The 22,490-nt window shown below is 64.1% G+C and carries 19 protein-coding genes; 9 read left to right on the top strand and 10 right to left on the bottom strand.

Annotated elements, in window-relative coordinates:
* The first annotated feature begins 182 nt into the window (after window positions 1-182).
* Window positions 183-2,846, top strand: coding sequence for a DUF1631 domain-containing protein (locus H7A19_05045; GenBank protein ID MCP5474189.1), 2,664 nt, complete (start codon window positions 183-185; stop codon window positions 2,844-2,846).
* 47 nt (window positions 2,847-2,893) lie between these two features.
* Window positions 2,894-3,190: a PilZ domain-containing protein gene (locus H7A19_05040; protein MCP5474188.1), complete on the top strand. Its 297-nt coding sequence runs from the start codon at window positions 2,894-2,896 to the stop codon at window positions 3,188-3,190.
* Window positions 3,191-3,223: 33 nt separating this feature from the next.
* Here the strand turns inward: H7A19_05040 and H7A19_05035 are convergent, their stop codons facing one another.
* Window positions 3,224-4,513: a succinylglutamate desuccinylase/aspartoacylase family protein gene (locus H7A19_05035; GenBank protein MCP5474187.1), complete on the bottom strand. Its 1,290-nt coding sequence runs from the start codon at window positions 4,511-4,513 to the stop codon at window positions 3,224-3,226.
* On the bottom strand, window positions 4,495-4,968 hold the full coding sequence (locus tag H7A19_05030) for a transcriptional repressor (protein ID MCP5474186.1): 474 nt from the start codon (window positions 4,966-4,968) through the stop codon (window positions 4,495-4,497). The genes H7A19_05035 and H7A19_05030 overlap by 19 nt, the downstream gene beginning before the upstream one ends.
* Window positions 4,969-5,727: 759 nt before the next feature.
* Here H7A19_05030 and H7A19_05025 point away from each other — a divergent pair.
* The 3 genes from H7A19_05025 to ltrA all read left to right on the top strand — a co-directional run bounded on the left by H7A19_05025 (window position 5,728) and on the right by ltrA (window position 9,276).
* Entirely contained in the window at window positions 5,728-6,282 is a 555-nt protein-coding gene (locus tag H7A19_05025) for an OmpA family protein (protein ID MCP5474185.1), read from the top strand.
* 134 nt (window positions 6,283-6,416) lie between these two features.
* Complete coding sequence (locus tag H7A19_05020) at window positions 6,417-7,184, top strand: class II aldolase/adducin family protein (GenBank protein ID MCP5474184.1); 768 nt, start codon at window positions 6,417-6,419, stop codon at window positions 7,182-7,184.
* Window positions 7,185-7,950: 766 nt separating this feature from the next.
* Window positions 7,951-9,276: a group II intron reverse transcriptase/maturase gene (ltrA, locus tag H7A19_05015; protein ID MCP5474183.1), complete on the top strand. Its 1,326-nt coding sequence runs from the start codon at window positions 7,951-7,953 to the stop codon at window positions 9,274-9,276.
* Between the two features lie 32 nt (window positions 9,277-9,308).
* On the opposite strand, the gene H7A19_05010 is transcribed toward ltrA, so the two are convergent.
* Complete coding sequence (locus H7A19_05010) at window positions 9,309-9,752, bottom strand: YkgJ family cysteine cluster protein (protein ID MCP5474182.1); 444 nt, start codon at window positions 9,750-9,752, stop codon at window positions 9,309-9,311.
* Between the two features lie 261 nt (window positions 9,753-10,013).
* Here H7A19_05010 and H7A19_05005 point away from each other — a divergent pair, with 261 nt between their 5' ends.
* A complete protein-coding gene (locus H7A19_05005; GenBank protein MCP5474181.1) occupies window positions 10,014-10,700 on the top strand; it encodes an alpha/beta fold hydrolase in 687 nt (228 codons plus the stop codon).
* A gap of 239 nt (window positions 10,701-10,939) precedes the next feature.
* Here H7A19_05005 and H7A19_05000 read toward each other — a convergent pair whose 3' ends face one another.
* From H7A19_05000 to H7A19_04985, 4 genes are all read right to left on the bottom strand, one after another.
* Window positions 10,940-11,395, bottom strand: coding sequence for a DUF3598 domain-containing protein (locus H7A19_05000; protein MCP5474180.1), 456 nt, complete (start codon window positions 11,393-11,395; stop codon window positions 10,940-10,942).
* A gap of 130 nt (window positions 11,396-11,525) precedes the next feature.
* Window positions 11,526-12,431: a hypothetical protein gene (locus tag H7A19_04995; GenBank protein ID MCP5474179.1), complete on the bottom strand. Its 906-nt coding sequence runs from the start codon at window positions 12,429-12,431 to the stop codon at window positions 11,526-11,528.
* A 202-nt stretch (window positions 12,432-12,633) separates the two neighbouring features.
* Window positions 12,634-13,626 (bottom strand): NAD-binding protein, encoded by a 993-nt coding sequence (locus tag H7A19_04990; protein MCP5474178.1) that lies wholly within the window; start codon window positions 13,624-13,626, stop codon window positions 12,634-12,636.
* A 289-nt stretch (window positions 13,627-13,915) separates the two neighbouring features.
* A complete protein-coding gene (locus H7A19_04985; protein ID MCP5474177.1) occupies window positions 13,916-16,303 on the bottom strand; it encodes a choice-of-anchor B family protein in 2,388 nt (795 codons plus the stop codon).
* Window positions 16,304-16,613: 310 nt separating this feature from the next.
* On the opposite strand from H7A19_04985, the gene H7A19_04980 reads away from it, so the two are divergent.
* The 3 genes from H7A19_04980 (at window position 16,614) to H7A19_04970 (ending at window position 19,410) form a co-directional block, all read left to right on the top strand.
* Window positions 16,614-16,958 carry a cupin domain-containing protein gene (locus H7A19_04980; protein ID MCP5474176.1) on the top strand — a complete coding sequence of 115 codons (345 nt, stop codon included), beginning with the start codon at window positions 16,614-16,616 and terminating at the stop codon, window positions 16,956-16,958.
* A gap of 304 nt (window positions 16,959-17,262) precedes the next feature.
* Entirely contained in the window at window positions 17,263-18,225 is a 963-nt protein-coding gene (locus H7A19_04975) for a phosphate acetyltransferase (GenBank protein MCP5474175.1), read from the top strand.
* A 6-nt stretch (window positions 18,226-18,231) separates the two neighbouring features.
* Entirely contained in the window at window positions 18,232-19,410 is a 1,179-nt protein-coding gene (locus tag H7A19_04970; GenBank protein MCP5474174.1) for an acetate/propionate family kinase, read from the top strand.
* A 19-nt stretch (window positions 19,411-19,429) separates the two neighbouring features.
* Here H7A19_04970 and H7A19_04965 read toward each other — a convergent pair whose 3' ends face one another.
* From H7A19_04965 to H7A19_04955, 3 genes are read right to left on the bottom strand one after another with little or no spacing between them, the layout of a single operon-like run.
* A complete protein-coding gene (locus H7A19_04965) occupies window positions 19,430-20,251 on the bottom strand; it encodes a F0F1 ATP synthase subunit gamma (protein ID MCP5474173.1) in 822 nt (273 codons plus the stop codon).
* On the bottom strand, window positions 20,248-21,768 hold the full coding sequence (locus tag H7A19_04960) for a F0F1 ATP synthase subunit alpha (GenBank protein MCP5474172.1): 1,521 nt from the start codon (window positions 21,766-21,768) through the stop codon (window positions 20,248-20,250). Before H7A19_04960 ends, H7A19_04965 begins: the two co-directional genes overlap by 4 nt.
* On the bottom strand, window positions 21,758-22,486 hold the full coding sequence (locus H7A19_04955; GenBank protein ID MCP5474171.1) for an ATPase: 729 nt from the start codon (window positions 22,484-22,486) through the stop codon (window positions 21,758-21,760). Before H7A19_04955 ends, H7A19_04960 begins: the two co-directional genes overlap by 11 nt.
* Window positions 22,487-22,490: the final 4 nt, after the last annotated feature.

Genomic DNA, 22,490 nt, shown 5'->3' with positions numbered 1-22,490 from the left:
GCTGCCCTGATTTTGCATTCCGCGGGGCCGACCGACAAGCGGTCAGTGCCCATATCCGCTGATTTCAGCGCAACTTTTGCCGGTATCGAACAAAAATTGGCGTTCAAGGCCGGCCAGAATGGATCGGACGGGGTCAACTCCCAGTACAATCAGGCAGTTCGCCAATACTCTGAGCGGAAAACATGAGCCGTAGCGCCAGTCCTGCTGCAGATTTCCTGCCCTTCGCAAAACTGACGCAGAAGAACATTCCGCCGCGTGTGCGCAGCCTGCTCGAAGGACTGTACCAGACTGCCTGGCCCACGCTGGAGGAGGGCGTGGGCAAGGCGCTCGATGATCTTGATCGCGACCTGTTTGCGCAGGCCGAACGGGTGATGAACTCGAACGAGCAGCAGCGCTTCCTGGAGAGCAACCGTGAATTGCGCAAGCAGCGCGGTGCCTTCACGCTGGCGTGTCGGGACGCTGTGCAACGCACCTTGTTGTGTCTGGTCGATCCATCGATTGAAGAAGTCACACTGACCAGCCAGAAGAGGGGTGTCGGCAAGGACCAGTTGAGCCTGGTGGACACGGCTGAACTGGAACAACAACTGGCGCTCTCGGAGATTGCCGCCAGAGCGGAGATTCGCGCCAGCAATGCGCTCCAGGCGTTGTCATACCGGCTGGCCGTCATCGTTGGCAGGGCGCCGATGGATATGGATGCGATGGCACTGGGGCCGAACAAGATCTGCGCTGCGATTGCTGAAGGTGCGCGCAAGTTCGAAATTCCGGTGCTTCACCGAATTGCGCTGTTCAGGAGAATCGACAAGGCCATCTTCAGGGACCCTGTGGGCTTGTACAACGCGCTCAATGGCTTTCTGGTCGAACATCGGGTCTTTCCCAATCTTCATCTTGGAGCTCGGACGCCTGCGCATCGTGTGCAGCCGCCCGAGCATGTCGCCACCGCTGAGTCCAGCGCCGAAACACGGTTGCCGGCGCAATCCGAAGCGGTCGAGCAAGGACCGGCGCGCGCCGCCAGGATGGGTGATGCTCCCGCCGCGTCCGGGCATTCCACACCTGCGAGCGCTGCGAAGTTCGACCCCGTCGACGGTGCCTTGGGTCAAGCTCCTGACGACGCCACGCCGGCTGAGCCTGCCATCGGGATGGGCACTGCCGCAGTGGCAGGTGCTGATCATGCCCTTGCCGAGCCCGCGTTGTCGGCGACGGCGAGCTATGACAGCCCGGCTGCCCGCGCTTTTCAGCAGATCATCGATGCGGATGCCAAGGGCCAAACCAGCCCGAGACCAGCCCAGGCGCCCAGCAGTCCGGCGGCCGATGCCCAGTTCTTTGACACCCTGCGCGAACTGCTGGCGGGTCGCCGCGGTCCCGCGAATGCGGCCGAGGCGGCTGCGCTCCAGGCGCGGCCTGTGGCCGAGGTCCAGGATGTGCAGTCGGTGCTGTCGGTGCTGCAGAGCCAAGCGCCGGCGCCGGTCATGGTCGATGGTCGTTGGGTCACTCGGACCAGCAGCCATATCAAGCGCGATCTCATGAGTCAGCTGCGCGGGCTGAATGGAGGTACTGCGCCGAGACTGCGTGAGGAGGATTCAGACACCATCGATCTGGTCGGCATGCTCTTCGATCACTTGTTGGCCGAGCATCGCCCCAACAGCACCAGCCATGGCTTGTTGAGCAAGCTGCAGGTGCCACTGATGAAGGTGGCTCTGGGAGACAAGAGTTTCTTCACGCGCCGCGATCATTCCGCGCGGCAGCTGCTGAACTCGATTGCCGAGACCTCGTCCTACTGGATCGAAGATGATGAGGCCGACCGTCCGGTTGTCGAAAAGATGCAACTGGTCGTGGACCGTGTAGTCAGGGAGTACGACGACGACGTCGGCGTGTTCTCGCATCTGTTCGATGATCTCTCCCGCCATCTCGGAAGCCTGCAGAAGAAGGCCGAGGTCGCAGAGCGCCGGCACGTTGAGGCCGCCAAGGGCAAGGAGAAGCTGGAGTTGGCCCGGGCGGCCGCGCAGGAGGCCGTTCAGCAGCGCTTGTTCGACGCCAAGCCGCCCGAGGCGGTGAAGACCTTGCTCGAGAACGCCTGGGCAGATGCGCTGGCGCTGTCTCTGCTGAGGCTGGGCGTCGACAACCCGAAGACGCGCGAGCGCCTTTCCCTGGTCGATGATTTGCTGGCGGTCTTCGCCGAGGGCGTGCGTCCCGAGGAGCAGGAAGACCGGCTGGAAGCCCTCCGGCCTTGCCTTGAGGATGGCCTCTCCGCCGTCGGCTTTCATGGCGAGGCCGTCGCCAAGGTCTGGTCGGACATCAGCGCGCTGATTGAGTCGGCGAGCGAGCAGGACCAGGCCGCGGCCACCCACGCGATCACCGAACTGATCGGGAAGACTCCGAGGCTGGGTGGAGAATCCGTTCCCGCTGCGACTGCAACTGCCGCTGCCGGTGCCAGTGCCAGTGCCGGTGCAGAGCCCGGTGTCGGTACCTCGATACTCCGGAGCCTGCACAAGACCGAGCGCCTGCCGGTGGGTCCGAAGGAACAGGCGATGATCGAACGGATCCGTCAGTTGCCCTTCGGCACCTGGTTCGAATTCACCATGAACCAGCAGGGTGAAAAGGTGCGCAGAAAACTCTGCTGGTTCAGTCCGGTCACCGGCCGCTGTCTGTTCCTGAATGCACGGGGTGTTCGCGCTGAAGAGAAGATGATCGACACGCTGGCGCGTGACGTGCTGCGGGGCAACGCCAAGGTCATCGATGACACGCGCGAATCGTTCATCGACCGCGCCTGGAAAGGCATCATGTCCGTGTTGAAAGGTGCCGGCATCGCTGGTAGTCCCGATGCAGCCGACAAGATGGGGCAGACATAGCCATGGTTGCGAGAAGGTCAGTCAGAAAACGCGTTTCGCAGGCCCTGGTGATCAGCAATGCGATGACCGGGGAGTCGATGGGTCGTATCGGCAACCTCTCGGTGGACGGCATGATGCTGATCACCACCCACGAAGTTCCCGATGGCTGCCTTTACCAGGTGCAGTTCCAGTTGCGGGACGCACAGCAACAGGTGCAACGCATGGAAATCGGGATCCAGTGCCTCTGGAGTGAAGCAGCGCGCACCGAGCACAGCTACTGGATCGGATGCAAAATCGTCGACATCAGCGATGCCCAGCAGCAGGTGCTGGACGCCTGGGTGGAGCGAGCTACCGAGACCGTGTGAAGCGGGTGAGTTTGGGTTTGGTGGCTGGGCCGCTTACTCGGGCACGTCAGCATCGCTGTCCGGTGTGTATTCCTCGACCTGCTCGGTCGAGCCCTCGGTCGCTTCCGCGGGTTCGCCTTCATCCATTCGTTCGGCTTCCTCGACCGCGGCAGGTTCACGTTCGGCGTCGCGCACCACCTTGGCTTCAGTGGCCTCCTCTCCGACATGAAAAGCGGCGTAACCGGGCAGCACCACCTGGTTGAGCGCCATACCGATCACGCGCCCGCGGACGGGCGAGACCAACTCACTGGACTCATCATTCAGCGGATTGACGACCCGCCCCAGCCGTTGGCCCTGGCGCACCCGGTCACCCAGGCGCACATCGGAGAACAGCATCCCCGGGCGCGCCACCCGCACCCAGCGTGATTCGTAGAAGATCGGCTGCGGCTCGCGCCATTGGCGCACCCGCTGGGTCATGCCCATATTGTTCATCAGCGTCTCGATCGCGGCCACGCCGTGTTCGATCTCGGCGGGCTCCAGCCGCACCGGGGCCCCAAGTTCGAAGGTCACCGCCGAGATGCCGGCGTCGGTGGCTGCGCGCCGCAACATTCCCCGGGCCGAGGGCGTATGCAGCACCGCCGTGGCGCCGAAGCGCCGGGTCAGGTCGACCACCCGCGGCAACCGAAGATCTCCGCGCACCTGCGGCAGATTGGCGCGGTCAAAGGAACCGGTATGAAAATCGACCAGGGCATCGCAATGGACCACCACCAGGTCGAAGAAGTCACGGGCGATGCGTGAGGCGCTGCTGCCATTGGCATTGCCGGGAAAGAAGCGGTTCAGATCGCGACGATCGGGAAGATAGCGAGAGCCGCGCGAGAAACCCGCCATGTTGACGATCGGCACGCCAATGACGGTACCGACCAGATCCTCTGGATCGAGCGAGCCCAGCACCCGCCGGATGACTTCAACGCCGTTCAACTCGTCACCGTGGATGGCGCCTGTCAGGCACAGGACGGGTCCGGGTCTGACGCCGTGAACGACGTTGATCGGAACCTGCATCGAATCGCCGAGGAAGGTGGCGCCGGAGCGCCAGAACAGGCGGGCCTTGGTGCCGGGTTCGATCCGTTCGCCCAGCAGTCGCAGCGCCGGGTCAGGCGGCATCGCAGCCGTTTCCCGAGCCATGTCGGCCTCGTCTGCGGCGCGTTCCTCGGGTTGCGCGGTTGTTGTGTTCGATTGAGCGGCGAGGCCATCACTTTCGGACAGCGCTTCATCCATGGCACTGTCCTGCGCCAGCAGTGGCGCACTCCACAAGGCCAACAGCAGTATCAGCGCGCCTGACTGCATCGTGCGCAGAGTCCGTAAACCTCGATCGTGTGCCGGTGCGGCTTGAAGCCTTGTTCCTTGGCCTGCGTGCGCAAACGATCGGCGACACCCTCGGCGTCCAGTTCCAGCGTCTCCTGGCACTGCTCGCAAATCAGGAACTGGCTGCCGTGGTCCGTGGCCTCGGGGTGCGGGCACGGGACGTAGGCATTCAGGGTCTCCAGTCGATGCACGAATCCATTGCGCATCAGGAAGTCCAGTGCACGATAGACGGTGGGGGGAGCCGCCGGCCCGGAGCCCTGCCTGCCGACCTTTTCCAGCAGGTCGTAGGCCTTCACCGGGCGCGAGTCTGCAGCCACTAGTTCGAACACCCGACGCCGGATCTCGGTCAGCCGCAAGCCCCTCTCCGCACAGGCCTTTTCCAGGCTGCCCAGCAGATCGGCACTGGCATGATCATGCTCTGGATGCGTGCAATGCATGGAATCCTTGCTTCCGTCTGTTGCCCGGGTCAGATGGCCCGTCCTCCTTCAAGTCTATCCCGTGTGCCAGTTCCACGGGCGCATCGTCTGTGTACAAAGTATGTGTACAACCCCCCGCAAGGCGCCGAATTCGACACGCCAGATCGGCGATAGTGACGCCCGCGGCAGCGCGTGCCGCGGCGAAACCTGACTGTATCCCTGCCGAGTCTGTTCATTGACCACTAACGATTGCGCGAAAATGGCGCATAATGAATGGGCCAGAGGGGAATGATCGTTGTCCCTGCGCTACACGGCAGGGTGCCCGGGCTGGAGTTATCAAAATTGGAGATTTCGGATATGAAGAAGACGCTGTTATGCGCCGCGCTCGCTGCGGCTGCCGCGCTTCCGATGCTTGCTTCGGCAGCACCTCGGGAAGCTGGGCAGTGGTACGTCTCGCCCATGGTTGGTTACGGTTTCTCAGACGAAGATCGGGTCTCCGACAATGGTCTGGCGGTAGCGCTGGGTGCGGGATACGTGTTCAAGGACAACTGGACGGTTGAAGGCACGCTCCGGTACAACAAGTACGATCGCAACAACGGTGACAACGAGCCTTTCGAGTGGAAGCAGAACGGCATCGATGTGTCCGTGCGCTACCTGCTCGACATGGACATGGCCCACCCGTACTTCGGTGTGCTGGCCGGTTACGGCAAGAACGAACTCGACGGTGACTTCGATGACTCCGGCTATCGCGCCGGCGCCATCGCGGGTTTCGAGTGGGACATCACCGACTCGGGCGCCCTGCGTTTCGAAGTGGGTCAGATCTACAGCGATTTCAGCCGCGGCGCCTTCCGGGACGGATTCTGGGATACCACCGTGACCTTGGGCTTCTCGCACTACTTCGGTGGCAAGGTAGCACCGCCGCCGCCGCCGCCGCCGCCCCCGCCGCCGCCGCCGCCGCCGCCGCCGAAGCCGCCGGAGCCGCCGGTCAAGCCCCTGCCGGTGTCGATCACGTTGAATGGCGTGAACTTCGACTTCGACAAGTGCACGCTGCGTGCTGACGCCATCGCCATTCTGGATGAGGCAGTGCGCGTGCTGAACGGCAACGAGATCCGCGTTGAAGTGGCGGGTCACACCGACGCCATCGGTACCGATCAGTACAACCAGAAGCTGTCGGAGTGCCGCGCCAAGGTGGTTGCTGACTATCTGACCGGCCACGGCGTGTCCGGTGCCAAGATCAGCGCTGTCAATGGCTATGGTGAGTCGCGTCCGATCGACACCAACGACACGGCCGAAGGCCGCGCTCGTAATCGTCGCACGGAGCTGAACGTGCAGTAATCGCCTCGCGATTGCAGCATGTGTGTCACGAAGAACCCGGCCTAGCGCCGGGTTTTTCTTTTCCGGTTCTGGCTCGGCACGCCGGGCGCCGGCTACGGTTAGACTCGAAACTCAGTTCCCACCGGAGTGCCGAGATGAATCCATTGATCCGACCCGAAGTGCGCGCTGCGGTCAGCGCCGAAGAATGGCAGGCGCGTGTCGATCTTGCGGCCTGCTACCGTCTGGTGGCCGCCTACGGTTGGGCCGATCTGGTGTTCACCCATATCTCGGCCAAGTTGCCCGGCCCCGACGAACACTTTCTGATCAATCCCTACGGTGCGCTGTTCGAGGAGATCACCGCCTCCAGCCTGGTCAAGGTCAATCTGAACGGCGAAGTGATCGGTGAGTCACCGTTCCCGGTCAATCCCGCCGGATTCACCATCCACAGTGCCGTGCACGCGGCACGAACCGATGTCGGCTGCGTGCTGCACACACACACGGTCAACGGCATCGGCGTGTCGGCACAGAAGGGCGGTGTGCTGCCGATCTCTCAGCAATCGATCTTCGTGCTCTCCAGCCTGGGTTATCACGACTACGAGGGCGTCGCCCTGCGCGATGACGAGAAGCCGCGGCTGGTGGCGGATTTGGGTACGAACACCTTCCTGATGTTGCGCAATCACGGTTTGCTGACCGTGGGCCCGACCATTGCCGACGCCTTCCTGGCGATGTATCTGTTCGAGACCACCTGCGCCATCCAGCTCCGGGCTCAGTCCGGCGGTGGCGAACTGGTCCAGGTGCACCCGCAGATTCTGGCCACGGCTCAGCAGCAGGCGCAGCAGGTCACCCGCAATCTGGGCGGCGCCCTGGCGTGGCCGGCCTTGCTGCGGAAACTGGATCGTATTGATGCCAGTTTCAGGGACTAGCCCGCATTTCTCACACCTGTTGCGGAGGGTCGCGCAGGGCTTTGCGACTAGCGCAAGGCGCGACGACGAGGAATGGTGATTCCATTGCGAGGAGGAGCAACGCTGCGATAGTCGCAAAGAACCAGCGAGGTCCGCAAAGCGGGCAGATGCAGCCAAACACTCCGTGACTGGTGCGTGCCTCGGAATCCCCTTTTTTCACTAGTAGATTGGGGGCATCTGCTCGCGCAGGTGTGAGAAATGCGGGCGTGCGCTCTGCAAGCTGCACGCGATCCGAGTTGGCATGAAGCCGACCCACGAAGCCAATGGCATGGCAGTGGTAACCGAGTCTTGCGTGCGCGACCGGTAACGGCGGGTACGAAGCGTAGACAGGAATACACAGAGGTATGAGGTTGAACCCCGAAAATTTCATCGTCGAAGGTGCCGAGGGCTACGCCCGAGTTCCGCAGGCCACACGATCTGGCGAAATGCCTGACCCAGATCGACCTTCCGGGGGCATGGGCTCGTATCGAGGTGTACAGGATTGGTGTGGAACAGAGGAGATCCCGGTGTCACCACAGGGAAGTGGGCACCCGGCACAAGGCAAGAACCGAGTGCAGGGGGGTCAATGGCATGGGGAAGTCGGATGTCGTCGTAGTAGTGATGAAGCCTGCGAAGTCGCAGTTTGGCGAGTGGGTGGAGCGAAGGGCGGCACCGAGCAGGGATCCTGCGGGAGGGAACGATGGGCCGCACGCTGAGGTGGGAACCCATCTGCCCAAGACTTCGGCGGGTGCAGGAGAGGGCGCGAGCCCATCCGGAGGAGCAGTTCACGTCGCTGGCCCACTTGCTCGATGAGGGCTCGTTGTTGCGTGCTTACCGCGGCTTGCGGGCGGACGCGGCAAAGGGCATCGACGGCGAGAGCAAGGCCAGCTATGGAAAAGGATTGGCGGCACGGCTGCAGCAACTGCATGAGCGACTGCGCACGGGTCAGTACCGAGCGCAGCCGGCGAAGCGCGCGACGATCAAGAAAGCGGATGGCAGCGACCGGCCGTTATCGATCTGGTGCGTGGAGGACAAGGTCGTACAAGGCGCGGTGACCGAGGTGCTGAACAGCATTTTCGAAGCCGACTTCCGAGGGCTGAGCTATGGCTTCAGGCCGCAGCGCAGTGCGCATATGGCCTTGCAGGCGGTGCAGACGGTGCTGCAGAAAGGACGCGTGAACTGGGTATTGGACCTGGATCTGAAGCAGTGTTTCGATCGCATCGAGCACGAGGCATTGCGACAGGCAATCAGGCGCAGGGTGACCGATCGCAGTCTGTTGCGACTGATCGACAAATGGCTGACGGTCGGGGTGGTGGAGCAGGATGGCAAGCGGACACGGCAAACGTGCGGCACGCCGCAAGGGGCGCCGATTTCCCCGCTACTGGCGAACATCGTGCTGCATGAGGCGATGGACGAGGTGGTGGTGGAATGGCGTCGGACAGCGGCGCGCGGCGAGGTGTACATGGTGCGCTATGCCGATGACGCAGTCCTGATGTTCGAGCATGAGGAGGATGCGGTAGCGCTGCGAGCGGTACTGGAGACGAGTCTGGCGCGCTACGGGCTGGAGATGAATGTGGCCAAGACCCGCTTGCTGGGTTTCGGCCGCACACCGCCGGGCGGGGGCAAATCCGGGAGTTTCGACTTTCTCGGGTTCACGCACATCGCCGGCCAGGATCGCCAGGGCCGCTATCTGGTGCGACGTCAAACGATGGCGAAGCGCTTCCGGCGCAGCCTGACGCTCGCCCGTGAGTGGTGCCGCGCGCACCTGCACGATCCCTTGCGCACACAGTGGGCTGAACTGAGTGCCAAATTGAAAGGCCACTACGCGTACTACGGCGTGCGCGGCAACATGGATGCGCTCAAGCGTTTCCGCGCCGCGGTGCGAGCGATCTGGATCAGTGTGCTGATGAAGCGCAGTCAGACGTCTCGTCTCCCCGTCGTGGTGGCGCTGGTCGACACTCACTTCGCGCTGCCGACTCCCCGCATCACCCACCCGGATGATTGGCTCCCGGTCTCGCCGGGTTACCTGCTTGGAAGAGCCGGATGCGGGAAATCCGCCCGTCCGGATCTGTGAGGGCGAAAGCCTGTAAAGGCTTAGCTACTCGACTAGCAGTGCCCTTCCGGCCCCTGGATCATGGGATCGCCCCATTCGGGCATTGCCGGCGCGTCTGTCAGTGACGTTGCCGCAGGGGCGGGCGTAGCCAACGCGGATGCCGGCACCCAGTCGGCGGGTGTCAGCACTGGCAGGCCGTGACGAATGCGGGCGCGATCGCATTGATCGCTGGCGCGTCCATGCTCCCACGAGGCTTCGACTTCCCGGCAGGGGCCTGGTCTTTGCGGATAGATGCGGCAATGCGCGGCCGTGCCAACGGTTCCGCCCAGTGCTATGCAGCGGCCACGATCGGCCGGGTCCATGCGCATGGATACCCTCAGGGGATCGAGCTTTTCTGTCAGATCCGGATCTATGCCGAGCGCTTCGGCTTCGCTCCAGTACATGGCAACGAGATAAGTGGCACAACAAGCGCCGCAACGCAGGCAGGGATGGGTCATGAGCTGGCTCCAGGAGCGCGCAGCATATCGCTGAATTCGATCCTGCAATCAGCACTGGCAACGCTGTATCCGAACCGGAAAGCCGGCGTTCAGATTGCCAAACTGGAGCTGCTCCAGATCCGGGATCGACGGCATCCGGCCCTGGCTCCCAGCTGTACCAATGACCACTGGTGGACACCTGTCCGCTGACGGCACTCTGTGGTCACCCGGGCCGACCGGCCCGGATTGTTCAGCACCGGGGAGGGTGGAATGAACGCACGCATGTCAGTGAGTCTGATCTTCGGTATTGGTCTGGTCTATGCCAGCGCAGCGACAGCCATCTGTGCAGACAATGTGGTTCTGGTGCATGGCAACACCGGCAGCCCAGCCGATTTCGACAACACCTACAATGAGTTGCGCGCTCGCGGCTATGCCAGCAACCAGATCTATAGGCCCAGCTGGGGCAGCGCCTACTGCGCGGCCTGCAACGATCACTATGGCAGTGAGGAAACGCCGGTGGCCAATGCCTTGACCCAGGCCAAGGCCAGTTCCTGCACCGGCAAGATCGACGTCATCGGCCACTCGATGGGCGCCACACTGGCGGCGCGCGAGATCAGCAAGCTGGGCCTTGCGGGCTCGGTGCAGACCTTCGTGGGCATCGCCGGGGCTTTTCGCGGCCTCTGGAGTTGCGGCAGCTATCCCTACAATGTCTGGAGCAGTACCTGCGGCGCCTGGGGCCTGTCGGTGGGCAGCCCCTTCGTCAACAGCCTGCAGGGCCAGGTCTTCGGCGCGCGCTCCTATTCGATCAAGTCCTGGAGTGACCAGATCGTCTGTTCCACCGGCTTCTGTACCGTGGGCGGCGTGCATTCGTCCACGGTTCCCAATGAAACCGGCACCGTGACCTTCGTGCTCGGACATTTCGGACTGGTGACCAGCACCGCGACGACCCAGGTCAATCTGATTCAGTAGCGCAATCTATGGACTGGTTCCGGTTGCATCTGGCGGTGCGCCTATTCCTGCATCAAACAGGGGGCAGGGAGCGGGGGGCAGGGGACCAACGTCGCGGCACGGTCAGATCATGCGTCGAGGTTGGACCTCTGCCCCCTGCCCCTTGCCCCTTCTATTTATGGCCTAGGAATCAATGAGGTAGCGCATGTTTGGTGAGAGCAAGTTCGTGTCGCGACCGCCGTCGCGCGATCCCCATAGCCTCAATGCCCCTGCCACGCACGGCTGACCAAGACCTCGTCGATCAGGGTGCGCAGGCGCACGCGGCCGGCCTGGATCCACTGCCACATGCGTGAGCGGTACTGGCCGCAATCGGAGATCTGGACCATCTCGTACAGATAGGAATCCGGCATGTCCCGGCGCAACCACGACAGCAGCAGCGTCCGATGGTGGCGATCCTCGGGGGCCTCGACTGCCCAGCCGTGGATCTGGCCGCTGTCCCAATGCAAGCGGCCATCGCGCCAAACCGCCGGGAAGTCGCGTGTTTCCGAGCGACCATTGGCCCAGCGGTAGATGTTGGTCTGGTGATAGGGGTAGGGGCCGGATTCGGGCAGCCGGCAGATGAGACGCGAATCGTGCTCGTCGACCAGATGGCCGGCGGCGTCCAGATAGCGGTAGTGCCCCTCCCAGATACCCTCGTGCCGCGCCAGCACAGGCATTGCAGTCTTCAGGTCAAGCATCGGTGATGCTCCCGGCTCAGATGGTCGTCACAGCCTACTCCGAGTTGCGCCGCCGCGGGATTGATCGAGGTCATCAGCCGCGGCCGGGGAGCGAACTCGCCTCAGGGAATCAGTCCAGACGAGCGCCTTCCGGGAACAGGAAGAAGCCCTGCGGCGCCGGCCAGTAGAACCACAGTTCAGGCTGGCGTTCCAGCGCCGACAGGAATCGGTCGTTGAGGATATCCACCAGGGCACCCAGATCCTGGGAGTCGGGTAGATCGATCAATTCCAGCGCACGCTGACGGGTATTCCAGTCCAGGCGCACATCGAAACAGCGACGAGGTCCTTCTGTTTGCAGCGCCAGCTTGAGAATGCCGCTGCGCCACCAGGCCTGGCGCTCGCCCGGAAAGCGTACGCTGACCAGGCCGGTATTGGGGCGCGGCGGCGTGTCGGCTGCCACGCAGACCAGTCCGCCGGCCGCGATGGTCTGGGCTATACGCTCGCGCGCGCCGCCGGTGCCGATGCCGCGATTGCCGCAGACCACGGCGACCATGTGCAGGCGCAGGCGCATGTAGGCGTAGCGAGCCAGGCCCACGCCCGGGGGGCGCGATTCCAGCGAGCGATACACCAGATGGACCTGGAATCCGGCCGCACGCAAGGTGGCCAGTGCCGGCAGGCCCTGGTTGAAGTTGAAGAAGTAGCACAAGCCACCGTTGCGGTCGGCTGCCATGGAGCCCTGTAGCGGCATCGTGGCAGCGAGCCCACGCCAGCCCCGCCCAAGGGCGCGAAACACATCTGCATGTTCCAGCAGAAAGCCGAAACGGAAGCGCCGGTCGAACTGTTCATCATGTCGGGGCAGTCCCAGCATCTCGCGACCGCCCCGACTGCCCGCCACCTCCTCGCGCATCAGCAGCGGACTCGCGGCCAGACGCCAGTAAAGGCGCAGGCACCAGCGCCAGGGCAGCACCGCGGCCAGACCCGGAACCAGCCACAGGGACAGCAGGTCGCGCAACTCGCGCTTGATGGCCAACCACATGAATGCAATCAGGTCTCGAATCAGGCGCCCGAGTCTAGCCCGCAATTCTCACACCTGCGCGTGCAGATGCCGCGATTCCGTCGCAGCGCAAGGCGAATCGGTGGCCACGCGGCACCGGCAGAGTGTACGGCTGCCAGGTATTCGAACGCCGGTTCAGCGCCGGCCGGCTCGCACGCCTGGGGCGATTGCGCCGATCGGCGTGTCAGCCGCCTTGCTCGTTCAGGAGCGCCTCCAGGGCTTGCACCCCGACTGGCGAAGCCATGACGATCAACGTGTTCCCCGGCTCCAGTTTGTGTTCGCCGGGCGGATTGAAGATCCATTGCTGACCTTGTCGCACTGCCAGCAGCACAAACTCGCGACCCTGCAGATTCAGGTCGGCCAATGGCTGCGCCTGGAAGTGCTCGCCCAGTCGTACTTCCTCCATCCGGAGTTTTTGCTCGCTGCGCAGCATTTCATCCAGAAAGGTCTGCACATTGGGTCGAACCATGGCCGTGGCGATGCGCAGGCCACCCGTGAAGTCCGGTGAGACGATGGCATCGGCTCCGGCCTTGCGCAGCTTTCTTTCGTTGCGTATGTCGTGGCAGCGCGCCACCACGCGTAGCGATGCATTGAGCTGACGCGCCGTGAGGGTGATCATCAGGTTGCGGCTATCGTCTCCGGTGACGGCAAACACGCCCTTGGCGGATGCAATATTGGCCGCCAGCAACAGATCCTCGTCGCTGGCATCCCCGTGCACATAGAGCAGGGTGGGTTCCTTGTCCTTGTGCTCGCGCAGGATCGGCATGCTCTCGTCGATGACCACGTACCGACGATGAGTCGCTTCCAGTTCCAGGGCGACATTGCGGCCCACGCGACCGTATCCGCAAACGATGTAGTGCCCTTTCAGCTTCTTGATCGCTTGTTCCATGCGCTTTCTCCGCAAGGCCAGATTGATGTCGCTTTCCAGTATCCAGACCGTCAGGGTCGAGAACAGAAACCACAGGCTGCCCAGTCCGGCCGCGCCAATGAACACGGTGAACATGCGACCGCCGCTGATGTGCGACAGATCGATGATCTCGTCGTAGCCGATGGTGGTGGTGGTGATGAAGGTCATGTAGAAGCAGTCGAACCACGAGTACCCGGGCCCGCCCAGCAGCTTGTAGCCCAGCGTGCCGATCAACTGCACGCCCAGCAGAGCGCCCATGCCCCAGAGCATCTTCACGCGGAATCGGTTGACCAGTGGGGCGTTCATGTTCGGGGTCCGAGCCTGGAGTCACCAACAGCATCATGCTGCAAGCCGGATTCTATCCAGCCGCCCGACTCTGTCCCGGTGTCTGGATCAAGGTCGCAGTTCCCCAAGGCGAGGGCTTCCACCCTGCGTCGGGCGATTGGCGTACCAGCCGCGCCTTGGGGGCACGCCGCAGGTGGCTGAGCGCCTTGACACCGATCCTGGCTCGCCCCGGCCCGGATTCGGCACCGGCTTCCGAGGAAATGGTCGCTGAGGGCTATTCGAAGCCGTTGGCAAATACGCTCGCGGACACCGCCGTGCACTGGCCCGGCGCCTGGACGTGATTGACGGCCACATCATCCACCCACCAGCCCTGGCCACCGGTATTGGCGTCGGTGGAGAAGCGCCAGCGCAGCTGAATCGTGCCGCTGTAGGCCGACAGGTCGAAGTTGACCGGATTCCAGTTCAGGTTGGAGCCGGTGAAGGCCGGTTGGCTGTTGGGGAAACCGCAGGCGTCGCTGCTGTTGGAATTGTTCATCGCAGCCGGATATCCGCCCACCGGACTGATCACCTGCCAGTTGCTGCCGCCGTCGGTCGAAATCTCCACCAGGCCGGCGTCCCAGCCGCTCTCGATGTCGTAGCGGGTCTGGAAACTGAGGGTGGCGCTCTGGCCCGGGGTGATGGTCAGGGCAGGGCTGTACATGGCCAGGCAGTTGCCGTTGGGGTAGGTGGAGTAGTAGCTGCGGCTGCCGCTGAAGGCCACATCGCTGACCACTTCCCAGCCGACATGACGCTGCGCACCGGTGGTATTGAGAATAGGCTGGCCCAGTTCCGCGCCGCTGACAAACTGGCCATCGACGAGCGGCCCGGTTGCGCTGGTGCTGAGGAACACCGGGTTGTTGTCGCCGCTGCCCTTGCCGGCATCCACGGCCTGGACGCGGTAGGCATAGGGTGTGTCGTAGGCGGCGGTGGTATCGGAAAATACAAGGCCACTGAGGCCGGCAACCAGCGTACTCGATTGCGCGGCATTGAACTCGGTGCCGGATGAACGCTCGACGGTATACGTCACCGGTCCGTTGCAGCGAGCGCTGCCGCCGGGCCAGGCCAGATCAATCGCGCAACTGCTGCTGCCAGCCGACTGGGCACTGGCGATGCCGGCGAAACTGGGTGGCGCAGTACACAGCCCGGTGGTCTGCGCAGCCTGGCAGGTGGAGAACTCGGACACGCAGCGTTGATCGGCGCTGCGCTGGCGCACACGGTAGCCGTAGCTGATGCCGCCAGAGACTGGCGAGTCGATCAGGCTGTTGCTGGTGAGTCCTTCAGCAATCTGGGTTTCCGGGCCGCCGCAGCCATCGATGGACCGGTAGACCTCGAAGCTCGCGCCGGCTTCACCCGGAGCCCAGTTCAGCGCGATCTGCTGATCGCCGGCGGCCGTGGCACTGAGGCCAGTGACGGCGTCGGGCCCGGTGCACAGATTCGGCTCCAGCACGAACAGACCATTGCTGATGTCGCTCAGGATAACGGTGCCGCTGGCGAAATAGGGATAGATGCTCCAGGCGCCACTGGTGCCGGAGGCGTTGCTCTCGGGGTGGGTGTCGAAGTACGCCGCTTCGGTAATGGTGCCGCCGTCGATCTGCGCCAGATCGAGGATGCGCAAGCCCGAGAGGTAGTTGGACAGATAGGCGTAGCGGCCCTTGACGTAGAGATTGTGGTCGGTCGCCGCCACGGCCGCGGTGTAGGTCATGTGCAGTTGCGGCGCGTCCAGATCGCTGACGTCAAAGACATAGGTGCGGGTGTTGTGGCCGAAATCGATCTCGTCGATCTCGTCGTTGACCAGGAAATAGCGGGCGTCGTCGGTCAGCCAGCCCTGATGGGTGTACGAGCTGCCGCTGTAGCCGGTGCGCGAGATCTGCACCGGCGCGTTCTTGTTGGTGACGTCGACGATGGTAATGGTGTCTTCGTTGGCGGCGAGGCAGATCTCTCGGCCGATGTAGTTGGCGTCCGGACCGGAATAGTTCACGCACTGGGCGTCATGGGTGTAGCCGTCGCTGCCGAAACAGCCGGCGAAGGTGGGTGTCAGCGGCGCGCGGATATCGATGGCGTGCAGTCCGGCATTGCATTGTTGCGTGCCCTGGCGTGATCCCACCGCATAGGCAAAGCCCGAATCGGTGTTGATGACGATGTTGTGGGCACGCCCGAACTGGTTGTAGTGGGCATCTTCGGTGAAGGTGGTGGGCGGATTGGCAACGCTGCGCAATCGGCGCAGATCGAAGACCTGCATGCCGTGGCTGGTGGCCTCTGAGACGATGAAGGCGTAATAGCCGCGGGTCTTGATGTCGCGCCACGAGGAGTTGCCACTGTGGGTGGGCAACACGCCCAGACGGATCGGGAATTCAGGATCGCTGATATCAACAAAGGCGGTGCCGTTGTTGAGCCCCATCAGGGCGTATTCCTTGCCGGTGTCCGGATCGGTCCAGCCCCAGCTGTCGTTGCCTGAGCTGCCGCCGAGTTGTGCCAGCGTGATGTGCGCGGCGAGATTGACGTTGGAGCAGGGATAACCTTCCGCCAACCCGGCAACACAGGGTGTGGCGTGGGCGGGAACCGGTGCTTGCGGCGAGGCGTGGGCGGACACGGCCACAACTGCGCTCAGCAGTATTACAAGCATCCATCGGCTCACAGTGGCATCTCGCGCAAGAAAGTTCGGAGTTAAGGTTAGCGCAAGCCGATCTTCACAGGTGTGATTGGGGTAGCGGCGTGGGGCACGAGGGCACGAGGGCGAGAGGGCACGAGGGCGAGAGGGCACGAGGGCACGCAAGATCAAAAGCCTGCGTCTACACTGCCTTTGCGTGCCCTCGTGCCCTCGTGCCCTCTCGCCCTCAATTCAACGAGAAGCGGCGTGCAGACGGGAACGCGCTTGTGCCGCCCGCGCCTCGCGGCCATCCTCTGGCACCAACAGGGTCATGGAACACAGCCGCATGAGCGATCTGGTGATCTTCGATGTCGACAGCCTGCAACCCGAACTGAGCGCGCCTCCGCCGGAGCGGATCATTGCCGGCAACCCGCAATTTCGGACCTGGAATTTCGATGAGGCGAGCGGTGGTCTGTACGCCGGCATCTGGGAATCCACACCTGGCCACTGGCGCATCCACTACGATGAATGGGAGTTCTGCCAGATCCTGTCCGGCGAATCGGTGCTGCACGAGGACGGCGCCGGATCGACCCACCTGAAGGCTGGCGACTGCTTCGTGATCCGCCCGGGCTTCCGCGGCAGCTGGGAAGTGCGAGTGACCACGCGCAAGACCTATGTCATTCGGCTGTGAGAGGCTTGCACGAGGGCGTGGCAGAGCTTTTGTGGGTCCGGACTTGTCCGGACGCTCTCCGCACGGGCTGGGGGGAAGCGTAGCCCGATGTGCCGCGCAGCGGCTCACCGGGGCTCTTTGGCGTCACTGTTGCGAGAGTGCGAGAGAGCTTTTGTGGGCCCGGACTTGTCCGGACGCTTCTGCCAGGCCGGAGCGAGCAGCGTCCAGACAAGTCTGGACCCACAAGAGCCCGAACCCCTTGGCCTTTCCCGTGCCCCGTGCCCCGTGCCCCGTATCCGTGTTTTCCCCACCTTTACGAGCTGCCATGAACCAACCCAAACACGAAAAATACCGGGCGCTGATCGACTACTGCAGCGATCTCACAGCAGAACCCTGCGCCATCGTGCATCCCTGCAATGCCAGTTCTCTGGCTGGCGCGGTGCGGGCCGGCGAACTCAATCTGATCGTGCCGATACTCGTGGGGCCAAGACAGCGCATCGAGGCGGTCGCCCGCGAGTCCGATCTGGATATCAGCAAGCTGGCGCTGATCGACACGCCGCACAGCCATGCCTCGGCGGCAAAGAGTGCCGAGCTGGTGCGCGAAGGTCAGGCGCGCATGCTGATGAAGGGCAGCCTGCATACCAACGAGTTGCTGGAGGTGGTGGTCTCGCGCGATGGCGGCTTGCGTACCGAGCGCCGGATCAGCCATTGTTTTGTCATGGACGTGCCGGTGCTGGATCGGGTGGTCATCATTTCCGACGCCGCGGTCAACATCTTCCCGACGCTGGCTGAAAAGGTCGACATCGTCCAGAACGCCATCGATCTGGCCCACGCGCTGGGCAACCACGAGCCCCTGGTGGCCATCCTGTCGGCGACCGAATCGGTCAACCCCAAGATCCAGTCGACCCTGGACGCGGCGGCCTTGTGCAAGATGGCCGATCGCGGCCAGATCACCGGCGGCCTGCTCGATGGTCCGCTGGCGCTGGACAATGCCGTCAATCTCAATGCAGCCCGGATCAAGGAGATCGATTCGCCGGTGGCTGGCCGTGCCGATATCCTGATCGCGCCCGATCTGGAAGCCGGCAACATGCTGGCCAAGAGCCTGAGCTTCATGGCCGACGCCGATGCGGCAGGCATTGTCGTCGGCGCCCGGGTGCCGATCATTCTGACCAGCCGCGCTGACAGTCTGGAAACGCGGCTGGCGTCGTCGGCCATTGCAGCCTTGGTCACCCGTTACAGACAGCTGCAGTTGGCCAAGGCCGTCCAGGGTGACCCGGCAAGGGGTTGAGCACGCATGGAAGGCCATGTCCTGGTGCTGAACGCGGGCTCCTCCAGCCTCAAGTTCGGGCTGTATGAGGGTGCCTCGAAACCTCCGGCCGTGCGCCTGCGCGGACAGATCAGTTCGCTGTCGCAGCGGCCGCATTTCAAGGTACACGACGATCAGGGTCGGAGCCTGTGCGAGCGCAGGCTCGAACAAAGCACGGGTCTGTCACAGGCGGCCGCGCTGGACTATGTGCTCGACTGGCTGGCCGAGTCGGCCGGCGCGCAAACCATCACGGCGGTAGGCCATCGGGTGGTCCACGGCGGCATGGCCCATGCTGAACCAGTGCTGCTGAGTTCATCGGTAATGGCTGAGTTGCGCGAACTGGTGCCGCTGGCGCCCTTGCACCAGCCGCACAATCTGGCGGCCATCGAGCGCATCGCCGAGCGTCATCCTGCGCTGCCCCAGGTGGCCAGCTTCGATACCGCCTTCCACCGCAGCAACAGCGAAGTGGTGCAGCGTTACGCGCTGCCCGAGGCGCTGCACCAGGCTGGCGTGCGTCGTTTCGGCTTTCACGGTCTGTCCTATGCCTATGTCGCGGGCGTGTTGAAGGATCACGATCGGCGCGCCGCCGAAGGCCGCACCATCGTGCTGCATCTGGGTTCCGGGGCCAGTCTGTGCGCGCTCAAGGGCGGCGTCAGCGTCGCCAGCAGCATGGGTTTCAGTGCGCTCGATGGCCTACCCATGGCCAGCCGCTGCGGCGCTCTGGATCCGGGCGTGATTCTGTATCTGCTGCAGGAACGTGGCATGACTGCCGATCAGGTGCAGGATCTGCTCTACCAGCAATCGGGATTGCTCGGCCTGTCGGGCTTGTCCGGCGATCTGCAACGATTGAGCGAATCGCCCGCCGCTGCGGCCCGGCTGGCCATCGATGTGTTTGTCTATCGCATCGTCCGCGAGATCGGCTCGCTGGCGGCGGCACTCGGCGGGCTCGATGCGCTGGTGTTCACGGCCGGCATCGGCGAGCACTCGGCGCGGGTGCGGGCCGGGGTGTGCGAGGCGCTGGACTGGCTGGGCATGCGCCTGGACGCTCGCGCCAACGATCGGCACGAGGCCCGGATCAGCAGCCACGACAGCGCCCTGCTGGCCCTGGTGATCGCCACCGACGAAGAGTGTGTCATCGCCGCCGACGCAGCTCGCGTGCTGGGCTGAAACGAAGGCTGGCGCGGTCTCAGAGCTTGCCCAGGGAGAGTTCGATGATCTCGGTGGTCATCTGTTCCTGACGCGCGCGCTGAAAGCTGCCCTGCAGTTCGGCGGCAATCTGTTTGACATTGGATTGGGCTCTGGACATGGCGGCAGCGCGGGCCGCGTTTTCGGCTGCGAAGCCCATCATCAGAGCCTCGCACAATTCGGCAAACACGTATTCGCTGACCAGCGCCGAGAGCAGGGCATCGGCTGGGAGTGTGGTCAGTGGCGCGGGCGCCGTCGATCGCGGGAAGCGCCCGAAATCGAAGGGAAACAGGATGCGGCGAATCAGCGACTGTCCGGCATTGGCCGCATCGGCGTAGAGCAAGACGATCTGGGTATCGGCTGTCTGCGCCAGGCGCTCGAACAGGGCATCGGCCAGCTGATTGGCCAGGTCCGGCACTTCGTTGGCATGCAGGGCGCTCTCGCTGGACCAGACGGGCGTCGCATCACGTTCCTGCAGCGCGGACAGCGTGCGACTGCCGACCGCCAGCAAGGCGTTGCCGCGCTGGTACTCGGTCAGCGCGGCATCGGCGATGCGCTCGGCAAAGGTGCCGGAAAAGCCCTGGGCGGCACCGATGACGATGGCCATGCCGCGCTGTTCGGCCGGTTTCGCGGTGGCCGCGGGCAGCATCGACAGCGCGGTCGACAGCGCCGCAGCCACGCTGGCCTCATGAGCGTGGATGGCGTCCAGATGGGTGCGCGCTTCCAGTTGGTGGGCGACGGCCAGCGCGCGCAGCGTGGAGACGATGGTCTCGATCTCGCGCACATTGACCAGGCGATCGTTGATCTGCTTGGTCTTGTTCACGCGCTGGAGACCGTGCTGGCGGTTTGTGCCGGGGTCATCGCTGCACGCACGCAGCCAAGCAGGATCTTGCGCGATGCCTCATCGATGACATCGGCCGTGACATCAAGATTGGCCAGGGCGGGCTCGGCGCCGAGCGCAGCCGGCAGCGCCGCCTTCAGCGCCGGGAACTGTTCGACCGGCAGTGCATCCAGAATGCCCTCAGCCAGCGCCGCCAGCAGCGCGATCTGGGCGAGGATGGAGATCGGTGCGAAGCGCTCCTGCGCCAGCAGCGCGCCGATGCGTTCGCCATGCTGCAGGCGCTTTTTCATCGCGGCATCGCCAAAGCCGCCGAAGCGCGAGAACATCTTCATTTCCAGATATTGCGCGTAGTCCAGTCGCACCCGTCCGGCCACGGAGCGCAGGGCGCCGGCCTGAGCCTTGCCGCCGACGCGGCTGACGCTGAGACCGATATCCACTGCCGGCCGTTGATTGCCCGCGAACAGCGCCGCCGAGGTGACGATCTGGCCATCGGCGATCGAGATCAGATTGGTCGGGATGTAGGCCGAGAGATTGTCGGCTTCGATCTCTGCGATCGGCAGGGCGGTGAGAGATCCACCGCCGCGCGCGGCCGAGAGTTTGGCCGAACGCTCCAGCAGTCTGGCATGCAGATAGAAGATGTCGCCGGGATACGCTTCGCGACCTGGTGGCTGGCGCGACAGCAGCGCCAGCTCCCGATGGACGGCGGCGTGCTTGCTCAGATCGTCGTAGATGATCAGGGCGTGGCCGCCGCGATCACGCACCCACTCGGCCATGCTGGTGGCGGCAAAGGGTGCCAGCCAGCGCAGACCGGGCTCGGCACTGGCCGCGGCGACCACGAAGATGCTGCGCTCCAGCGCCCCTTGTTCGCGTACCGCTTCGATCACGCGTCGCACCGCCGTGGCGCGCTGGCCGATGGCGACGTAGATGCAGACGAGATCGCTGTGTTTCTGGTTGAGCATGGCGTCGACCGCGATCGAGGTCTTGCCGGTGCTGCGTTCGCCGATGATCAGCTCGCGCTGGCCGCGGCCGATGGCAAACAGCGCGTCGATCACCAGCAGGCCGGTGGCCAGCGGCTCGCTGACAAAATCGCGATCAATGATGGCTGGCGCAGGACGCTCGGTGGGTAGCGACTCGGAGGCGTCCACCGGGCCCAGTTCATCCAGCGGCCGGCCCAGCGGATCGACCACCCGTCCCAACAGCGCCTCTCCGACCGGCACGGACAGCAGCCTGCCGCTGCGTTTCACTTCGGATCCGGCTTCAACGGCGGTGGCCGGATCGAGAAAGGCCGCCTGCAGCGCATCTTCGTCCAGATTCATCACGAAGCCGCGCACGCCCCCGGCGAACAGCAATAGCTCGCCCTGTCGGGCACCGGGCAATCCGGAGACGTGGGCCAGACCATCCGCCAGCGCAGTCACCACGCCGGTTTCCTCGGCCTGTGGACCGAGCCTGGTCGCCGCCAGTCGTGCTTTCAGCCGCTCCAGTGGCGGGTCAATCGCCATGCTTCATCGCATCGGCGAGGGTCTGCAGATCGTGCGCCAGCGAGTTGCGGAGCACGCCCGAGCCGGAACGCAGCTCCAGTCCGGCGATCAAGTCGGGATCGGTCTCGGCGCGCCAATCGACGACGCCCAGCGGTGCCAGCAGCGCACGCAGGGAATCGACTTCGGCCGGCTCCAGCGGCTGCGCCGCCAGCAGTCGCAGCTGGCCGCCAGCCAGCAGTTCGCGTCGGTTCTGCTCGGGCATCGCTGTCAACGCCTGCACCAGGCGCTCGCCATAGCCGGATGCCGTCGGCGGCTGCGGCATGGCAGCCAGTGCCCGGCGGGCCATCGCTTCGGCCAGATCACGGGCCCGCTCCAAGGTCTGTGCCTCGGCCTGCTCGATGGTCTGGGCGGCCGTTGCCTTGGCTTCGGTCATGATTTTCGCCGCCTCGCGCCGCGCATCGTCGAGCAGGGCACGGGTGTGGGTCTCGCTCTCGGCCTGCAGCGCTGCGAGCAGATCGTGTCGCGCTGCCGCAGTCTGATCGGCTTGCGCCTGTGCCGCTGCTGCGGCCTTTTCCGATGCCGCACGCGCCGCCTGGGCGGCGTCCAGTGCACGCTCGGTGTCGGCCTGGCGCCGGGCCACGATGGCGGCGATCGGCTTGAACAGGAAATGATGCAGGATCGCCAGCAGCAACAGCACGTTGGCGATCTGAAAGCCGAAGGTGGCCCAGTCAAAGCTCATCGCT

The organism is Rhodanobacteraceae bacterium, assembly GCA_024234055.1.
Taxonomy (GTDB): Bacteria; Pseudomonadota; Gammaproteobacteria; order Xanthomonadales; family SZUA-5; genus JADKFD01.
Note: the sequence above shows the minus strand (reverse complement) of the source record. Positions and strands in the feature narration are given on the sequence as shown.